The 16,461-nt window shown below is 74.7% G+C and carries 14 protein-coding genes and 1 riboswitch; of the genes, 5 read left to right on the forward strand and 9 right to left on the reverse strand.

Annotation, left to right across the window (positions count from 1 at the left end; genetic code table 11):
* Window positions 1–105: 105 nt before the first annotated feature.
* Entirely contained in the window at window positions 106–840 is a 735-nt protein-coding gene (locus tag AB0B58_RS18315; RefSeq protein WP_360224733.1) for an ATP-binding protein, read from the forward strand.
* Between the two features lie 30 nt (window positions 841–870).
* Here the strand turns inward: AB0B58_RS18315 and AB0B58_RS18320 are convergent, their stop codons facing one another.
* Entirely contained in the window at window positions 871–3,042 is a 2,172-nt protein-coding gene (locus tag AB0B58_RS18320) for a hypothetical protein (protein ID WP_360224735.1), read from the reverse strand.
* A 393-nt stretch (window positions 3,043–3,435) separates the two neighbouring features.
* On the opposite strand from AB0B58_RS18320, the gene AB0B58_RS18325 reads away from it, so the two are divergent.
* The gene (locus AB0B58_RS18325; protein ID WP_360224737.1) at window positions 3,436–3,975 is read left to right on the forward strand and encodes a hypothetical protein; all 540 of its coding nucleotides are present in this window, start codon (window positions 3,436–3,438) and stop codon (window positions 3,973–3,975) included.
* Between the two features lie 42 nt (window positions 3,976–4,017).
* Here the strand turns inward: AB0B58_RS18325 and AB0B58_RS18330 are convergent, their stop codons facing one another.
* A complete protein-coding gene (locus AB0B58_RS18330) occupies window positions 4,018–4,344 on the reverse strand; it encodes a DUF3817 domain-containing protein (protein ID WP_360224739.1) in 327 nt (108 codons plus the stop codon).
* 89 nt (window positions 4,345–4,433) lie between these two features.
* Between AB0B58_RS18330 and AB0B58_RS18335 the strand changes: the two genes are divergently transcribed.
* The 3 genes from AB0B58_RS18335 (at window position 4,434) to AB0B58_RS18345 (ending at window position 7,285) form a co-directional block, all read left to right on the forward strand.
* Complete coding sequence (locus AB0B58_RS18335; RefSeq protein ID WP_360224741.1) at window positions 4,434–5,909, forward strand: glutamate--cysteine ligase; 1,476 nt, start codon at window positions 4,434–4,436, stop codon at window positions 5,907–5,909.
* A gap of 166 nt (window positions 5,910–6,075) precedes the next feature.
* The gene (locus AB0B58_RS18340) at window positions 6,076–6,651 is read left to right on the forward strand and encodes a GNAT family N-acetyltransferase (RefSeq protein WP_360224743.1); all 576 of its coding nucleotides are present in this window, start codon (window positions 6,076–6,078) and stop codon (window positions 6,649–6,651) included.
* A gap of 70 nt (window positions 6,652–6,721) precedes the next feature.
* Window positions 6,722–7,285: a cysteine hydrolase family protein gene (locus AB0B58_RS18345; protein ID WP_360224745.1), complete on the forward strand. Its 564-nt coding sequence runs from the start codon at window positions 6,722–6,724 to the stop codon at window positions 7,283–7,285.
* 106 nt (window positions 7,286–7,391) lie between these two features.
* On the opposite strand, the gene AB0B58_RS18350 is transcribed toward AB0B58_RS18345, so the two are convergent.
* The 7 genes from AB0B58_RS18350 to AB0B58_RS18380 form a co-directional block, all read right to left on the reverse strand.
* Window positions 7,392–7,799, reverse strand: coding sequence for a cobalamin biosynthesis protein (locus tag AB0B58_RS18350; RefSeq protein ID WP_360224747.1), 408 nt, complete (start codon window positions 7,797–7,799; stop codon window positions 7,392–7,394).
* A 193-nt stretch (window positions 7,800–7,992) separates the two neighbouring features.
* Window positions 7,993–9,402, reverse strand: coding sequence for a cobyrinate a,c-diamide synthase (locus AB0B58_RS18355; protein ID WP_360224749.1), 1,410 nt, complete (start codon window positions 9,400–9,402; stop codon window positions 7,993–7,995).
* Window positions 9,396–9,995 (reverse strand): cob(I)yrinic acid a,c-diamide adenosyltransferase, encoded by a 600-nt coding sequence (gene cobO / locus AB0B58_RS18360; protein WP_360224751.1) that lies wholly within the window; start codon window positions 9,993–9,995, stop codon window positions 9,396–9,398. Before cobO ends, AB0B58_RS18355 begins: the two co-directional genes overlap by 7 nt.
* Window positions 9,995–12,163: a VWA domain-containing protein gene (locus AB0B58_RS18365; RefSeq protein WP_360224753.1), complete on the reverse strand. Its 2,169-nt coding sequence runs from the start codon at window positions 12,161–12,163 to the stop codon at window positions 9,995–9,997. The genes cobO and AB0B58_RS18365 overlap by 1 nt, the downstream gene beginning before the upstream one ends.
* A 31-nt stretch (window positions 12,164–12,194) precedes the next feature.
* Window positions 12,195–12,324: riboswitch (cobalamin riboswitch) on the reverse strand.
* Between the two features lie 130 nt (window positions 12,325–12,454).
* Window positions 12,455–14,026, reverse strand: coding sequence for a gluconokinase (locus AB0B58_RS18370; RefSeq protein WP_360224755.1), 1,572 nt, complete (start codon window positions 14,024–14,026; stop codon window positions 12,455–12,457).
* Window positions 14,027–14,644: 618 nt separating this feature from the next.
* Window positions 14,645–14,929: a metalloregulator ArsR/SmtB family transcription factor gene (locus tag AB0B58_RS18375; protein ID WP_360224756.1), complete on the reverse strand. Its 285-nt coding sequence runs from the start codon at window positions 14,927–14,929 to the stop codon at window positions 14,645–14,647.
* A gap of 111 nt (window positions 14,930–15,040) precedes the next feature.
* Window positions 15,041–16,324 (reverse strand): citrate synthase, encoded by a 1,284-nt coding sequence (locus AB0B58_RS18380; RefSeq protein ID WP_360224758.1) that lies wholly within the window; start codon window positions 16,322–16,324, stop codon window positions 15,041–15,043.
* Window positions 16,325–16,461 lie beyond the last annotated feature (137 nt).

Consider the following 16,461-nt stretch of genomic DNA (forward strand, 5'->3'; position numbering starts at 1 on the left):
CACCGTGTCGCTTGCCACCCCCCGAGGCGTTTGCCCCGGTCATCCGGTGGGCACAGGAAACCGGCGACCGTGCCCTGCGGCACGTCGAGCGGTGAGGGGATGCTGATGACGAGCCAGCTGGTCTGCCGGCCGGAGCAGGATCTTCCGGTGGCGATCCTGCGCGTCAGTGGTGTCCTCGACGTCGTCACGGGCGACGCGCTGGAGAACGCCGTCGGGCGCTGCCTCTCCGCCCAGCCGGAGGCGCTGCTGATCGACGTGTCCGGGCTGGAGGTCTCCGAACCGGGCGCGCTGGGCGTGCTCAGCTCCGTCGTATGCCGCACCGCCGAGTGGCCGGCCGTGCCCATCGTGCTCTGCGGCGCCGGCCCGGAGACCACCGAGACCATCGCCGCGTGGCCCGGCTGCGCCTCGGTCGGCGCCGCGCCGAGCTGCGAGGAGGCCCTCGCCGGCACCGGGGCCGAGCCCGAGCCGCGCCGCATCAGGGTCCGGCTGCGGCCGGTGCCGGACGCCTGCCGCCAGGTCCGCCAGCTCGTCGCGCAGGCCTGCACCGCCTGGCAGCGCCGGGAGGTGTCCGCCGCCGCCTCGCTGGTGGCCAGCGAGCTCGTCGCCAACGTCGTCCGGCACGCGCACACCACGATGGAGTTCACCGTGGGGCTGCGCGACGGCCGGGTCTGCCTGACCGTACGCGACGGCAGCCGGGCGCTGCCCCGGCCCCGGAATCCGGACACCTCCGACACCGGCGGACGCGGGCTGCAGCTGGTCCGCGAGCTGACCGACGCGTGGGGCGTCCTAACCGTGCCCGACGGCAAGGTGGTGTGGACCCACCTGACGGCCGAGGCGTGACCGCCGCGGCGTTCAGGTGCCGGCCCGGCGCTACGAACGGCGCGGCAGCCCGCTGGGTCCCTCCTCGTCGGCGGCGCCGGTCGCGGCGGGCCGCGTGCTCTCCGGTTGCGCTGCGGGGCGGGCCGGCAGGCCGGACGGCGTGCCGCTCTGCTCCTCGGGCGGCGGCTGCAACGGGCGGTTGAGCTGGCCCATCTGCGGCGGCTCCAGCGGCGGCCGGGCGGCCTGCGGCCGGCTCTGGCCGGCGGCGGCCGGCTCGCCGGGCTGCTGACCACCCGGTGCCGGCCAGCCGGGCACGCCCGCCGGCGGGTGGTGATGGGTGGCGCCCGGTACGTGGGCGACCCCCGGTCCGTGTGCCGAGGGCTCCTCGGCACGCGGGGCGCCGAGGCCGGACTGGCCCGGGTGCTGCGGTGCCGCCGGTCCGGGCTGGTCGAACCGCTCGGGCCGGGCGAACTGGCTCGTCTCGCCGGCGGGTGCCGGCTGACCGGACGGAGCGATCACGCCGGGGTAGGGCGGCCGGTCCGGCTGAGCCGGCTGGGCCGCGGCGGGCTGCTCGTGGTGGCCGCGCTCCGGAACGTCGGTCGCCGGTGGCTGCGCGGCCGGGTCGAAGGGGCGGTTGAGCTGGCCCATCTGCGGCGGTTCGAGCGGCGGGCGCGAGGACTGCCGGGGTTGGTCGGCCGCGGAGGCCGCGAACGGGCGGTCCTGCGCACCGGGCTGAGCCTGCGGCGGCTGAGCCTGCGGCGGCTGAGCCTGCGGGGCCGCGAACGGGCGGTCCTGTGCACCGGCCATGCCCTGCGGCGGCTGGGCCTGGCCCGGCTGCTCCGCGGTGCCGGGCCCGGGCCCGGCGGTCGGCTGAGCCGTCTGCGGCCGCCGCGCGAACTGGTCGTCCACGCCCTGACCCCCGCTCGCGGGCGGCGGCGGGGCCGGCTGCGCCGGCGGGACGGGCTGGGCGGGCTCGGCCGCCGGCCCCTGCGCGGTCACGTCGTCGGCCGGCGGCCGGCGGGCGGTGTGGTCATCAGGTACGGGCGGCTGGGCAAGCGGCACGCCGTTGCGGGCGGCGGGCTCGGCACTCCCCGTACGCGATTCCGGCGGGCGGGCCGACGGCGTGAAGCGCGGGGCGTCGAGGGGGCGGTTCTGCTGCGCGAACAACGGAGGGCCCAGCAGCAGCGGATCCACGTCGGGGACCGCACGGGGCGGCCCGGGAGCCGGCGGCTCCGGCCGGGCCGCGGCGGGCATGCCGGTCCCGGCATCGGCCGGTCCCGGACGGCCGGCGCCGAACCCGCCGGCACCCGGTTCGCGGGATTCCGGGGCGGGACCCGGACGCTCGGCGTGCGAGCCGCCCGCGGGCGGCGCGGAACGCTCCGGCGGGGAGGGCGGCGCCGGGACGCCGGGTAGGTGCGACAGCGGCGCAGTACCGGCCTGCGCGGGCGAGGGCGGACCGAACGCGTCCGGGCCGGGCGGCACCTGCCCCCGCGACGGCTGCGCCGCAGTCGAACCACCCGGTGGCGGGCCGAAGGATTCGGGACCGGGCGGCATCAGACCCGAAGGGGTACCGCCGGGTCCGCCGGGGGCCGGCGGGGTACCGCCGAGTCCTCCGCCGGGGCCTGGCGCGACCTGCCCGGAGCCGGGCGGCCAGGCGGACGGCGGACCGGCCGGTTGGGGACCGGCCGCGTGCGGACCGGCCGGCGGCCCCGGCTCCGTGTACGGCGGCGGGCGGAGCCCGGACTCGAACGCCGGCTGCGGCGGCTCGGCGGCGGTCGGGGGCGGGCTCAGCGGCTCGCGCGGAGTCTCGAAGGACGGCGGGGCCGCGGGCTGCGGGGTCGTGGGCGGCGGCGCGTAGCTCGGCTCGTGCGGCGGTGCTGCGGGCTCGGCGAAGGTGGACGCGCTCCCCGAGGCCACGTAGGCAGGGTAGGCGGGAGGGGCCGGCGAGGGCTGCGCCACCGGGGCGGGCGGCTCATGGCCGAGCGGGGAACCCCGCCCGTGGCGCGCCGCCTGGATCAGGCCCGACGACTCCGCCAGCCCGGCGGCCTCGAGGACCTCCGCGGCGGCACGTCCGGCCCGGCAGGGAAGGGGCTCGTCGCAGACGGGGCAGGTGTCGATGCCGTCATGCGGTCCCAGACCGCCGGCGTGGGTCTGCACCATCTCCCAGGCCGTCCGCGCCAGCACACTGTCCGGATTGATGTATTTGATACCGCTCAGTTCCATGCCGTCCCACCCCCGTAGATCGCCCGCGACAGGCGTTCAGCACAAGTTCACCGTGTCGCACTCCGCTCCGTGAGCGTTTCGCCCAATCGGTAGACGGACGGCGGACGGCCCCGGGTACCGACGGCAGGGTCCCGGGGCGGGCTCGGGCCCGGACCGGGATCACCCCGCCGTCGCGGCGCGGCTCACCCAGCGCCGGCGGGCGGCCAGTCCCATGTGGCGGATCCTTGCAATAAAGGGCGTATCGGGCGAATACCCGGCGCGGCCGCTGCTAAACCGAGCCGAGCCGGCGACACAGGCCCCTGGCCAGCCCTCAGTTGATCACGTGCTGTGTTCGATGCATCGCTCTCCGTACGATCGAGGGATGCAAGTCTCCCCACCCCAGGAGATGTCCCCATGGACGACACCGAGCTCTACCGCGAGCGAATCCTCCGGCACGCCGGTCCCGTCATCACCGGCCGGTTCCTCGGCTACCGCGCCTCGTACACCCGCGAGGTCAAGGTCGATCAGCCACTGCTGCTCGCCGTCTTCGTGACGGCGTCCGTCGCCCAGGCCGTCGGCGCACTCCTGCTCGCCCTGCTGCGCAGCGGCGGCGGAGGCTCACGACGCAGGTTCAAGGACTTGAAGAAGGGCCCCGAATACCTGGTCACGCCGGTACGGCTGCGTGACGACCTGGGCCAGACCTACGAGGTGGAGATGCACGGGCAGCTGCCGCAGTCGGCGCTGCACCGCGACGACCTCGTGCAGGTGCGCACCCGCCCGCAGAAGGATCCGGACCTGCCGGTGAAGCTGCACCAGCTCGTCAACCTGACCACGCTGCAGCCCCTGACCCCGCGGATCCCGACGATGTGGTCACATCTCGGTCCGGGGCTGCTGATCCAGGCCGGGCTCGGTCTGACGATCATCACCGCCCTCGCGGCCGCCTGGATCAGCTGACCCCGATCCCGCAGCCCCGGCCGGGCGGCCCCGCCCGGCCGGTCACGACTGCGGTACGGGCTCCACCTCGGCGACCGTCAGCAGTCCGCGCGACCGCGCCCAGCGCTCGAAGACGAGCGTGGTGAACGGCGGGACCGAGCTGGCCAGCGCGAGCAGCGTCACCCACCACTTCCAGCGGCCGACCCGCGCCATCACGACGGTGACAGCCAGATAGGCCGTGAACAACGCGCCGTGGATCGGGCCGGCGATCTGCACGCCGGTCTCGTCGCCCACCGGCCCGTACTTGAAGAACATGCCGATCAGCAGCGCGGCCCAGCTGCAGGCCTCCGCGATTGCCACGGCGGCGAAAAGGGCAGGTATGCGACGCACGCAAGAACCTCCGGGGCAAACGACGCGTCCTGTGGTGCGCCGGCGGATGGACCACGAGATCATAGAAGCAGGCAGAGGGGCGGTGCGCGGTGGGCGAAGAGGTCGACCACAGGACATTCACCCGCGAGGACAGGTCCAGGTACCGGCAGAAGATCAGGCGCAGTCTCGACGTGTTCGCCGGCATGCTGCGCGAGGCACGCTTCGAGTTCGAGCGCCCGCTGACCGGGATGGAGATCGAGCTCAACCTGGTGGACGACAACGCCGATCCGGCGATGCGCAACGCCGAGGTGCTCAAGGCCATCGCCGACCCGGACTTCCAGACCGAACTGGGCCAGTTCAACGTCGAGATCAACGTCGCGCCGCGCCGGCTGGCCGGCGACGAGAACGCCGACCTGGAACGCGAGTTGCGTGCCAGCCTCAACAACGCCGAGGAGCACGCCCGCGGCGTCGGCGCACACATGGTGATGATCGGCATCCTGCCGACCCTGCGCCGCGAGCACCTGACGGCGGACGCGCTGTCGGCCAACCCCCGCTACGCGCTGCTCAACGAGCAGATCTTCGCGGCCCGCGGCGAGGACCTCGACATCCGCATCGACGGCATCGATCGCCTCGCGGTCACGACCGACACGATCGCGCCCGAGGCGGCCTGCACCAGCACCCAGTTCCACCTGCAGGTGAGCCCCGAGCAGTTCGCGGCGTACTGGAACGCGGCGCAGGTCGTGGCCGGCGTCCAGGTTGCGCTGGGTGCGAACTCGCCCCTGCTCTTCGGGCGCGAGCTGTGGCGCGAGACCCGGATACCCCTGTTCGAGCAGGCCACCGACACCCGCTCGGAGGAGATCCGCGCGCAGGGCGTCCGCCCGCGGGTGTGGTTCGGCGAGCGCTGGATCACCTCGGTCTTCGACCTGTTCGAGGAGAACGTCCGCTACTTCCCGGCCCTGCTGCCGATCTGCGACTCCGACGACCCCGAACAGATCCTGGAGAGCGGCGACACCCCGCAACTGAGCGAGCTGCGCCTGCACAACGGCACCGTCTACCGCTGGAACAGGCCGATCTACGCGGTCGTCAAGGGCAGGCCGCACCTGCGGGTCGAGAACCGGGTGCTCCCGGCCGGCCCGACCGTCGTCGACACGGTCGCGAACGGCGCCTTCTACTACGGCCTGGTCCGGATGCTGGCCGAGGCGGAGCGTCCGATCTGGACGCAGATGTCCTTCAGCGCGGCGGAGGAGAACTTCCACTCCGGTGCCCGCCACGGCATCGCGGCGTCGGTCTTCTGGCCGGGCCTGGGCTACGTGCCGGTGTCCGAACTGGTCCTGCGCCGCCTGCTGCCGCTGGCACACGAGGGCCTCGACCGGTGGGGCGTCTCCCCCGGCGAGCGGGACCGGCTGCTGGGCATCATCGAGCAGCGCTGCCTGACCGGCCGCAACGGCGCAACCTGGCAGGTGGAGACGCTGCACTCGTTGGAGCGCGCGGGCATGGACCGGCAGGCGGCGCTGCACGCGATGCTGCGGCGCTACCTTCCCCCGATGCACGAGAACGTCCCGGTACACCAATGGCCGCTGACCTAGCGCCGGTTACCTAAGCGGGTCGAGGAGAGGCGGAGTCCGGATACCGATGACGCATCCGGGCGATTCCGGCATGCGACAGACGGCGGCTGGGCCCGCCGCAGCCCGGCCATCCCCAGGAGACGGGTGCCAGGTACCGGCGGCGCCCGGTGCCGCTTTAATGGGCGTCATGCCCGCACTCGTCCCTCCCGTCGTCGCCGCCGGTGGCCTGGCCCGGCTCGATCAGCCGGTGCTGGCGGGTCCGGGTCTCACGCTGCGGCCGTGGCGGGCAGACGATGCCGGAGACGTCGCGGCGGCCTACGAGGAGCCGGGTATCCGGCAGTGGCATGCGCGGTCGATGACCGTCGACGAGGCCCTCGCGTGGATCGCCGAATGGCCGCGGCGGTGGCGGAGGGAGACGGGAGCCGGGTGGGCGATCGCGGACGACGGGGTGCTCGGCCAGATCAGCCTGCGCCGGGTCGACCTCGCCGGTGGGATCGCCGAGATCTCGTACTGGGTGCTGCCGGAGGCCCGGGGCAGGGGGCTCGCCGCGGTGGCCCTGAGCGTCCTCAGCGGGTGGGCCTTCCGCGTGCTCGGCCTGCACCGCATCGAGGTTCACCACTCGACGCGCAACGAGGCGTCGTGCCGGGTCGCCGAGCGGGCCGGCTACCCCTACGAGGCGACCATGCGCAGCAAGGCGTTGCACGCGGACGGATGGCATGACATGCACCTGCACGCGCGTATCGCCGGGGACCCGCCGGCCTGAGCCGGAAATTGTCGGAGGGTGGCCCTACCGTGTGAGTGTTCTCAGGAGCCGGCGCCAGCAGGGAGAGATCATGACAACAATCGAGAACCGGCCGCACACCGCGCTACTGGTCGTCGACGTGCAGACCGGCGTGGTCGAGGGAGCGCACGAGCGCGACTCGGTGGTGGCGAACGTGGGCGGCCTCGTCGACAAGGCGCGCCAGGAACGGGTCCCGGTCGTCTGGGTGCAGCACTCCGGCCCCGGCCTGGAGCGGGGCAGCGAGGGCTGGCGCATCGTCCCCGAGCTCGCTCCAGGCGAGGCCGAGCCGCTCGTCGAGAAGCACTACGCCGACTCGTTCGAGGAGACCACCCTCGAGACCGTGCTGTCGGGCCTCGGCGTCGGGCGACTCGTCGTCGCCGGCGCGCAGACCGACGAGTGCATCCGGTCCACACTGCACGGCGCGATCGTCCGGGGATACGACGCGACCCTGGTCAGCGACGCCCACACGACCGAGGACCAGTCGCCGTGGGGTGCGCCGACGCCGGACAAGGTCATCGCGCACACCAACCTGTACTGGACCAACCACCGGGCACCGGGGCGGACCGCCGGCACGGTCGACACCAAGAACGTCGACTTCGGCCCGGCAGCGTCCTGACCGGACCCGGCGCCGGCCGGCGCGGTCGGGTTCGCCGCCGCGGCGGCCGTGCTCGCGGCGGTGGAGCCGCACGGTCGCAGGTCCCGGGCGTGGTAGCACCGGGAATCTACGCGGGCGATGTGTCGCCGGGGCAACCTCGGGCGACCGCGACGGTCGCCGCGGGGAAGACCCGTTTCGGCACGATCAACGTGGCGCCCGGCCCGGCGGCGAGCAGCGCGGCGGCCTCCGCGACGCTCGGCGTGCCCGCGCCGCGCGCCACCACGCCGGAGGGATGCGGGACGTCGACGGCGGCCAGCTCACCGGCCGTGAACGAGACGAGCCGCCACCCGTGGCGGTCGGCGACGGCACGCGGGCCGGGCTCGCCCGCCCGGCGATCCAGCGTGGCGAGCACGCCGACGTCCGCCGGGCGCAGGCCCGCCGCGGCGAGCGCGGCGCAGGCCGCGGCGGCCAGTTCGTCGTCCGGCGTGCCGGACCGGGCACCCAGGCCCAGCACCACCAGGCCGGTCGAGGTCACCCGAGGACCCTACGCCAGGGGCGGGTGGCGCCGGTCGGCCGAGATCGGCCACCGCCCACGCCGCGTGCGCCGACCAGCCGCGCCCCTCACAGACGACGGGTGGTGATGCCATCGGGACCGGACGGCGGGCGGCCGGTCTCGGGCACGACGGCGGTCAGCAACCAGCGGTGGTACGTCGACAGCGTCGCCGGCGCTATCCTCGCGACCCCGTAGCCGCGCGGGCGGCCGCCTGCGCGACCACTCGCCGGGCGATCGCCGGGTTGCCGGCCCAGTGCAGGTGCAGGTACGAGGCCTGCAGCGCCGGCGCGGCGAAGCCCTCCGGGTCCGCGCCGCGCCAGGCCCACGCCGCTCCCCCGGCCGGTTCGAGCAGCAGGCCCGATCGCGGGTGCACCGTGGTGCGATGGAACTCGTGGCCGGTGATCCGCGACCCGGCCGGCAGCAGCGGGCTGTCCGTCAGCGCCACCGCGTCGCGGTAGCCCAGCGTCAGCGTCGGGGTCATAGCCGCGTCCGCGTCCAGCACGCCGCACATCGGTTTGCCGTCCAGCGTCCGGCACAGCCACAGCAGGCCCGCGCACTCGGCCACGATCGGCATGCCCACCGCTTCCAGGGACGCCGCCGCCAGGGACGCCGCCGCCAGGGACGCCACCGCCAGGCGTAGCGGCTCGTTCGCGGACAGCTCCGCGGCGTACACCTCCGGGAAGCCGCCGCCGACCACCAGGGCGCGGGTGTGCTCCGGCAGGGCCTCGTCGCGGAGCGGGTCCACCGTCACGACCTCGGCTCCCGCGCCCGCCAGGAGCTCGGCGGTCTCCGCGTACGCGAAGGTGAAGGCCGGGCCGCCCGCGATCGCGACCACCGGGCGGCCGGGTACCGGATTCTCGGCGGCCGGTGACCAGGGGTCCGCGGCCAGGGGCGGCGCCGAGCGGGCGAGGGCGAGCACGGCGTCGAGGTCCACCGAGGACGCCACCAGCGATGCGAGCGCCGCCACCGAGGCCACGGCCTCCGCGCGGCGTTCGGCGGCGGGGATCAGGCCGAGGTGGCGCGACGGCGCCGAGACCGCGTCGGCCCGGCGCATCGCGCCCAGCACGGGCGTGCCGACCTCCTCGCAGGCCTCGCGCAGCAGCGCCTCGTGCCGGTCCGAACCGACCCGGTTGAGGATGACGCCGGCCAGGCGGACCGTGCCGAAGCTGCGGAAGCCGTGCACGAGCGCGGCCACCGACCGGCCCTGCGCGGCCGCGTCGACCACCAGGAGGACCGGCGCGTCGAGCAGGGCCGCGACGTGGGCGGTCGAGCCGGTGTCGCCCGCGCCCGTGCGACCGTCGTACAGGCCCATCACGCCCTCGACCACCGCCAGGTCGGTGCCCGCCGAACCGTGTGCGAACAGCGGCCCGATCAGGTCCTCGCCGACCATGACCGGGTCGAGGTTGCGGCCCGGGCGGCCCGCCGCGAGCGAGTGGTAGCCGGGATCGATGTAGTCCGGGCCGACCTTGAACGGGGCGACCCTCATCCCCCGGGCGGCGAACGCGGCCAGCAGGCCCGTGGCCACGGTGGTCTTGCCGTGCCCGGAGGCGGGTGCCGCGATGACGACGCGGGGGATGTTCACCACTCGATGCCCTGCTGACCCTTGCGGCCGGCGTCCATCGGGTGCTTGAGCTTGGTCATCTCGGTGACCAGGTCGGCGGCCGCGAGCAGGTCCGGATGGGCGTCCCGGCCGGTGATCACCACGTGCTGGGTGCCGGGCCGGTCCGCGAGGGTGGCCACCACGTCGGCCACGTCGACCCAGCCCCACTTCATCGGGTACGTGAACTCGTCGAGCACGTAGAACTTGTACGTCTCGGCGGCCAGGTCCCGTTTGATCTGCGCCCAGCCCTCGGCGGCCTCGGCCGCGTGATCGCGTTCGGTGCCGGGGCGCTGGATCCAGGACCAGCCCTCGCCCATCTTGTGCCACGCGACGCTCGCGCCACCGGCCTGGCCCAGGGCCTTCAACGCCGTCTCCTCGCCGACGCGCCACTTCTCGGACTTCACGAACTGGAAGACCCCGATCGGCCAGCCCGCGCTCCACGCGCGCAGCGCCATCCCGAACGCGGCCGTCGACTTGCCCTTGCCGTGTCCGGTGTGTACGGCCAGCACGGCCTGCCGGCGCCGCTGCCGGGTGGTGAGCCCATCCTGCGGCACCGTCGTGACCTGTCCCTGCGGCATCAGGCGACCCTCCTGCTGGATGCGGCGCCCGCGGCGAGCGCGTCGAGCGGCATGACGTCGGCGCCGAGGGCTGCGGCGAGCCGCCGGGCGAGGCCGAGGCGCACCGGACCGGACTCGCAGTCGACGACCACCGCGGCGACGCCGGCCAGTGCCGGCGCGACGAGCGCGGGGTCCGGGCCGCTGGTCGCGCGCCCGTCGGTGACGACGATCAGCAGCGGCCTGCGGCGGGGATCACGGCGCCGCTCGGTGGCGATGGTCGCGGCCGCGGCGCGCAGGCCGGCCGCCAACGGGGTACGCCCGCCCGTGCGCAGACCCGCGAGCCGCAGCACGCCGACCTCGTGGCTGGAGGTGGGTGGCAGCACCTGCTCCGCGGACGAGCCCCGGAACGTGATCATGCCGACCCGGTCCCGCCGCTGGTAGGCGTCGCGCAGCAGCGACAGCACGGCGGTCTTGACGACGGTCATCCGCCTGCGGGCGGCCATCGACCCGGAAGCGTCGACGACGAAGAGCACCAGATTGGCCTCGCGGCCGACGTGCACGGCCTCCCGCAGGTCACGCGGATGCACGGCCCGCGGGCGCAGGACCGCGGGCCGGGGCGGAGGGGGCGCGGCCGCCTCGGCGACCGGCGCCGCCCGATCCGGCCCGGCGAAGGCCGGCGGTGCCGCGTGGCCGGCGTCCGGGAAAGGGTCCCGGGCCAGGGCTCCCCGGTGAATGGCGGCGCGCAGCGTCGCCGGCAGGTGGGCCGCACCGGCGAGCTTGCCGCGCGGGACCCGGGAGCCGACGACCCGGCCGCGCCGGGAGAGCGCCGGCGAGCGGCGCCCGGCGTGGCCGCCCTCGCCGCGGGCGGCGATCCGCAGGGTCCGCGGCCGGTAGGCGGTGCCGGCCTGAGCGGGTGCGGCGCCGCCGACCCCGGCGCCCTCGGGGGCCTGCTCGCCGGCCGGCGCGGTCTCCGGCCGGCGTTCGGCGGGTCGGGACCCGTTGTCCGGGACGGCGTTGTTCCGGGCGGCACCGTCCGGGGCGGACGGTCCGGGGCCGCGCTGGTCCCGGCCGCCGTCCGGGCCGCCGCCGGGGCCGCCACCGTCCGGTCCGTCGCCGGGACCGCCGTCGTCCGGGCCGTCCGGGCCGCCGTCCGGAGGCGTCGGGTCCGGGTCGTCGTCGGGGGCGGCCTGGTCCAGGGCCTCCTCCAGGCGCTGCTCGTCGGTGCCCGGCGGGTCCAGCGGGTCCCGGCGTCGCCGGTGCGGCAGCGCCAGCCGTGCCGCGTCGCGGATGTCCTCGACGGTGACCCGGTCGCGGCCGTGCCACGCCGCCAGCGCCACCGCGCACCGGGCGACCACGATGTCCGCCCGCATTCCGTCGACCCCGTAGGCCAGGCACACCCGGGCGATCCGGTCCAGCTCCGCGTCGGGCAGCCGCACCGCCGGCACCGCCGCGCGGGCCGCCAGGATCCGGGCCGCCAGCTCGGTCTCGTCGGCCGCGAACCGCCGCGCGAACTCGTCCGGTCCGGCCTCGTAGGCCAGCCGCCGGCGCACCACCTCGGCGCGCAGGGTCGCGTCCCGGGGCGCGGCGACGGTCACCACCAGGCCGAACCGGTCGACCAGCTGCGGCCGCGGCTCGCCCTCCTCGGGATTCATCGTGCCGACGAGCAGGAACCGGGCGGCGTGCTTGACCGACACCCCGTCGCGCTCGACGTGGGCGCGGCCCATCGCCGCCGCGTCGAGCAGCAGGTCGACGAGGTGGTCCGGCAGCAGGTTGACCTCGTCGACGTAGAGGGCGCCGCGGTGCGCGGCCGCGAGCAGGCCCGGCTCGTACGCCTTCACGCCGTCGGCGAGCGCGCGCTGGATGTCGAGGGTGCCGACGACCCGGTCCTCGGTGGCGCCGACCGGCAGCTCGACCAGGGTGGCGGGCCGGTGACCGTGCGGCGCGCCGGCCTCGTGCGGCCCGTCGGGGCAGCCGGGGTCGGTGGCCGCCGGGTCGCAGGCGAAGCGGCAGCCGCGGACCACGTCGACCTCGGGCAGCAGCGCGGCGAGGGCGCGCACCACCGTGGACTTGGCCGTGCCCTTCTCGCCGCGGACCAGGACCCCGCCGACGGCGGGAGACACGGCGGTCAGCAGCAGCGCGAGCCGCAGGTCGTCGAGGCCGACGACGGCAGAGAACGGGTACGGCGTCACGCCCGGTCCTTTCCGCGGGTCCGCGCCCGCGTGTGGAAGGTTACGAGCGGCCGGAGTCTCCTGACTCCCGGGACCTCGATCCCGGTCACAGTGGCGGGACCGTCCCGGTTTCTCACCGGGTTCCTCCGCTGCCGCTCGCGAGTCACTCTTTCTCACGGCGTGGCACGGCGTCAACGCGGGGGCGGGTGGCCGTCCTCACGGCCCGGCCGACACGCCGTGACCGCCCGTCGGCACCGTCCTGCGGATGTCCGGAAGCGAGTCGAGGGCCGGGCGGTGCCGGCCGGTGCCGCCTCAGCGCCCCTCGGGCAGGGCCTTCGCGGTGTCCGGCAGCGGCGGCGGTGCCAGTCTGTCCAACTCGGTGAGCACGTCCGTCACCGCCAGCGCCGAGCGTTCCACCAGCGGGCGCAGCCGTCGGTAGAGGCCGGCGGCGTGCGGATCCGGGCGGGTGGGCTCGCCGACGGCGACCATCGCCGCGGCACCGGACAGGTCCGGCAGCTCGCCGAGGGCGTGCCGCGCGAGCAGGCAGGCGCCGAGCGCGGTGCCCTCCGGCGTGTCCGCCACGGACACGGGAAGGTCCAGGGCCGCGGCGAGCACGCCCACCCACAGGTCGGAGGCGACGGCACCGCCGGTGGCCCGCACCTCGGTCATCGCGATGCCCTCGTCCGCGAACGTGTCGCGGACCAGCGCCAGCTGCTGGCAGACACCCTCGACCGCGGCCCGGACGAGGTGGGCGCGGCCGTGCTCGCGGCGCAGCCCGAGGTACGCGCCGCGCATGCCGCCGCGCCACCACGGCGCCCGCTCCCCCAGCAGGTAGGGCAGGCAGAGCAGGCCCTCGCTGCCCGGCCCGACCTTAGCGGCCTCCACCAGCAGGGCGGCGTCGCGGACGTCGGCGTCCTCGCCCTCGGCGGCCGGGCGGTCGAGGCCGCCGGCGAAGGTCTGTCCGGCCCAGCGCACCACCGAACCGGCGTTGTTGATCGCACCGCCCACCACCCAGTGCTCCTCGGTGAGGGCGTAGCAGAACAGCCGCCCGGCCCGGTCCGCGGTCGGGCGGTTCACGATGGTGCGCAGCGCGCCGCTGGTGCCGAGGGAGACGGCCGCGACCCCGGGCCCGGTGGCGCCGACGCCGAGGTTGGCCAGCGGGCCGTCGGCCGCGCCGATGATCAGCGGGGTGTCCGCGTGCAGCCCCGCCGCGGCCGCCACCTCCGGGTTCAGCCGCAGCCGCCGGGTGGTCGGCACGACCTCGGCGAGCTGGTGCCGGCGCAGGCCGGCCAGCTCCAGCGCCTCGGGGTCCCAGCGGCGCCGGTGTATGTCATACAAGCCGGTGCCGGAGGCGACCGAGAGGTCCAGCAGGAAGCCCTCGTCGGCGAGTCCGGCCAGGACGATCTCCTTGACGCCGCCCCAGCGCGGTGTGTCGCGGAGCTTCGCGGGATCGGTATCCCGCCACCAGGCGAGCTTGGTCAGCGGGGACATCGGGTGCACCGGCGTGCCGGTCCGTGCCTGCAGCGCCTTCGCGTGGCCGGACCCGGCGATCCGCTCGCTCTGCCGGGCCGCCCGGTTGTCGGCCCAGGTGACCAGCGGGCCGAGCGGCGCGCCGTCGCCGTCCATCGGCACGAGCCCGTGCAGGAACGCGCTGAGGCCGACGGCGACGACCCGGTCGTTCTGCCCGTGCACCTGCGCGGCGATGGTGACCAGGGCCTCGATCGCCGCGTCGCGCAGCCGGGCGGGGTCGAGCTCGGCCTGACCCGGCCCGGGCACGGAGAGGGGGTAGTGCACGCTCGCCATCGCCCGCACCTGCCCGGCCGGCCCGGCGGCGACGGTCTTGGTCGCGGTGGTTCCGGTGTCGATGCCGATGACGACGTCCATGCACCCTCCCTCGGTCGCCGACTGTCATGCCCGTTCCGTTCACCGGTCATGCCAGAAGAGGGGCGACCGACCCTAACCCGGTAGCCGGACGACCGTCCTGGCAATCCCGGGCCGGTCCACCTCGACCTCGGTGGCGACGCCGGCAGCAGGGCCGCTTCACCGGCGGCGGGCAGCCGGCCCGCGCCGCGGGACCGGTACCGCAGGCGTGCGCCCTCGGACGCGACGACGCTCGGCCCGCCGGGCAGCCGGACCCGCACGGGCAGCGCGGCACCCGGACAGGAACACCCGGCTGCGGCCGTCGGCGCCGTAGGTGAGGCCGGGCGAGAAGCCGATACCGCGGCCGCCGTCGAGGACCATCAGGACGTTGCGCCGCGGGCCGAGCAGCACCGCCGGTGGGTTCGCGGCACCGGTCAGCCTCTCCTCCAGCGAGATTGCCCGCAGGCCGCACCCGTCTGCTCGAGGAATCCGAGCAGGCCGTAGCTGGTCTGGTCCGGCTCGGCGACGTCGTGCCGCCCGAGGGGCGCCTCGGGAGGTGCTGCGGCTGCGCACGAAGTCGTCGAACCCGTCATTCACCCTGCCTGACACCGGCGGGCGGGCAAAGGTTGCCGTCCACCATGGTCAGAGTGGCGCCGGGCCCCGGGTCCACAACCGCCGGTACGGCGCCAGCCAGGCGTCCAGCGCCCGGAACTGTGCGGGCTCGAGCGAGTAGATGCGCTGCTGCGCGGCCGTGCGGCTGGAGACGAAGCCGGCCTCGCGCAGCACCTTGAGGTGCTTGGAGACGGCGGGCTGGCTCATGGCGAGCCGGTCGACGAGCTGTCCGACGCTGCTGTCGGCGAGCCGGAGCTCGTCGAGGATGCGGCGGCGGGTCGGCTCGGCGAGCACGGCGATCGCGTCCACGGGCACGATGCGACTATGCCAGCGCGGTTATATAACCGTCAAGGCATGTAGTGACGCCGGGAACGGCAGCGCGGCCGCCCTCCGGGAGGAGGACGGCCGCGCGGGAAGTACTTCTCGTCAGCGCTCGGTGATCGGGGTGAACTGGCGCTCCGCCTCGCCCGTGTAGAGCTGGCGCGGGCGGCCGATCTTGGTGGTCGGGTCCGCCATCATCTCGCCCCACTGCGCGATCCAGCCGGGCAGCCGGCCGAGCGCGAAGAGCACCGTGAACATCTTCGTCGGGAAGCCCATGGCCTTGTAGATCAGGCCGGTGTAGAAGTCGACGTTCGGGTACAGCTTGCGGGAGACGAAGTAGTCGTCCGCGAGGGCGATCTCCTCGAGCTGGAGCGCGAGCTCGAGCAGCGGGTCCGGCTTGTCCATCGTGGAGATGACGTCCTGCACGGCCTTCTTCACGATGGCGGCGCGCGGGTCGTAGTTCTTGTAGACCCGGTGGCCGAAGCCCATGAGCTTGACCCCCTTCTCCTTGGCCTTGACACGACGCACGAAGGCGTTCACGTCGCCGCCGTCGGCGCGGATGCCCTCGAGCATCTCCAGCACCGCGGAGTTGGCGCCGCCGTGCAGCGGGCCGGAGAGGGCGTTGATGCCCGCGGAGACCGAGGCGAAGAGGTTGGCCTGCGCCGAGCCCACCAGGCGCACCGTCGACGTCGAGCAGTTCTGCTCGTGGTCGGCGTGCAGCACGAAGAGCATGTCGAGGACCTTGGCCAGCGTCGGGTCCACCTCGTAGTTCACGGTGGGCAGCCCGAACGTCATGCGCAGGAAGTTCTCGACGTAGTCCAGCGAGTTGTCGGGGTACGGCAGCGGGTGGCCGATCGACTTCTTGTACGCGTACGCCGCGATGGTCGGAAGCTTCGCCATGAGGCGAATCCCGGAGATCTCGACCTGCTCGGGGTCCGTCGGGTCGAGAGCGTCCTGGTAGAACGTCGACAGCGCCGTGACGGCCGAGGAGAGCACCGCCATCGGGTGCGCGTCGCGCGGGAAGCCGGAGAAGAAGGCGCGCATCTCCTCCTGCAGCAGCGTGTGCACCCGGATCTTGTCGCCGAACTCCGCCAGCTGGGCCGCCGTGGGCAACGCGTCGTGGATCAGCAGGTAGGACACCTCGAGGAACGAGGCCCGGCCCGCGAGCTGCTCGATCGGGAAGCCCCGATAGCGCAGAATGCCGGCATCGCCGTCGATATAGGTGATCGCCGACGCGCACGAGGCCGTGTTGACGAAGCCCTGATCCAGGGTGACGTACCCGGTGTCCTTCAGCAGTGCGCTGATGTCGACGCCGCCTGGACCCTCGACCGCCGGGCGCACCGGCATGGACAACTGGCCACCGGGGTGGTCGAGCTTGACATCCGTCATTTGTATTTCCCTCACCTCACCGGCAGATGTCGCCAATTACCTGCCGTTCACCGTAAACCCTCAACCTGAACGGGTCATCAGACGGTCGACCGCTGAGGGATTGATCACGACCGCCTTCCCCCCACACCATAGATAAT

It is taken from the genome of Actinoplanes sp. NPDC049118 (genome assembly GCF_040648555.1).
Classification (GTDB): Bacteria; Actinomycetota; Actinomycetes; order Mycobacteriales; family Micromonosporaceae; genus Actinoplanes.

What these genes read in the sequence shown, in the direction of transcription:
- AB0B58_RS18370 (WP_360224755.1), bottom strand. Translation starts at nt 14,026, where the DNA reads ATGGACGTCGTCATCGGCATCGACACCGGAACCACCGCGACCAAGACC.
- AB0B58_RS18380 (WP_360224758.1), bottom strand. Translation starts at nt 16,324, where the DNA reads ATGACGGATGTCAAGCTCGACCACCCCGGTGGCCAGTTGTCCATGCCG.
- AB0B58_RS18320 (WP_360224735.1), bottom strand. Translation starts at nt 3,042, where the DNA reads ATGGAACTGAGCGGTATCAAATACATCAATCCGGACAGTGTGCTGGCG.
- AB0B58_RS18315 (WP_360224733.1), top strand. Translation starts at nt 106, where the DNA reads ATGACGAGCCAGCTGGTCTGCCGGCCGGAGCAGGATCTTCCGGTGGCG.
- cobO (WP_360224751.1), bottom strand. Translation starts at nt 9,995, where the DNA reads ATGCCGCAGGGACAGGTCACGACGGTGCCGCAGGATGGGCTCACCACC.
- AB0B58_RS18325 (WP_360224737.1), top strand. Translation starts at nt 3,436, where the DNA reads ATGGACGACACCGAGCTCTACCGCGAGCGAATCCTCCGGCACGCCGGT.
- AB0B58_RS18345 (WP_360224745.1), top strand. Translation starts at nt 6,722, where the DNA reads ATGACAACAATCGAGAACCGGCCGCACACCGCGCTACTGGTCGTCGAC.
- AB0B58_RS18340 (WP_360224743.1), top strand. Translation starts at nt 6,076, where the DNA reads ATGCCCGCACTCGTCCCTCCCGTCGTCGCCGCCGGTGGCCTGGCCCGG.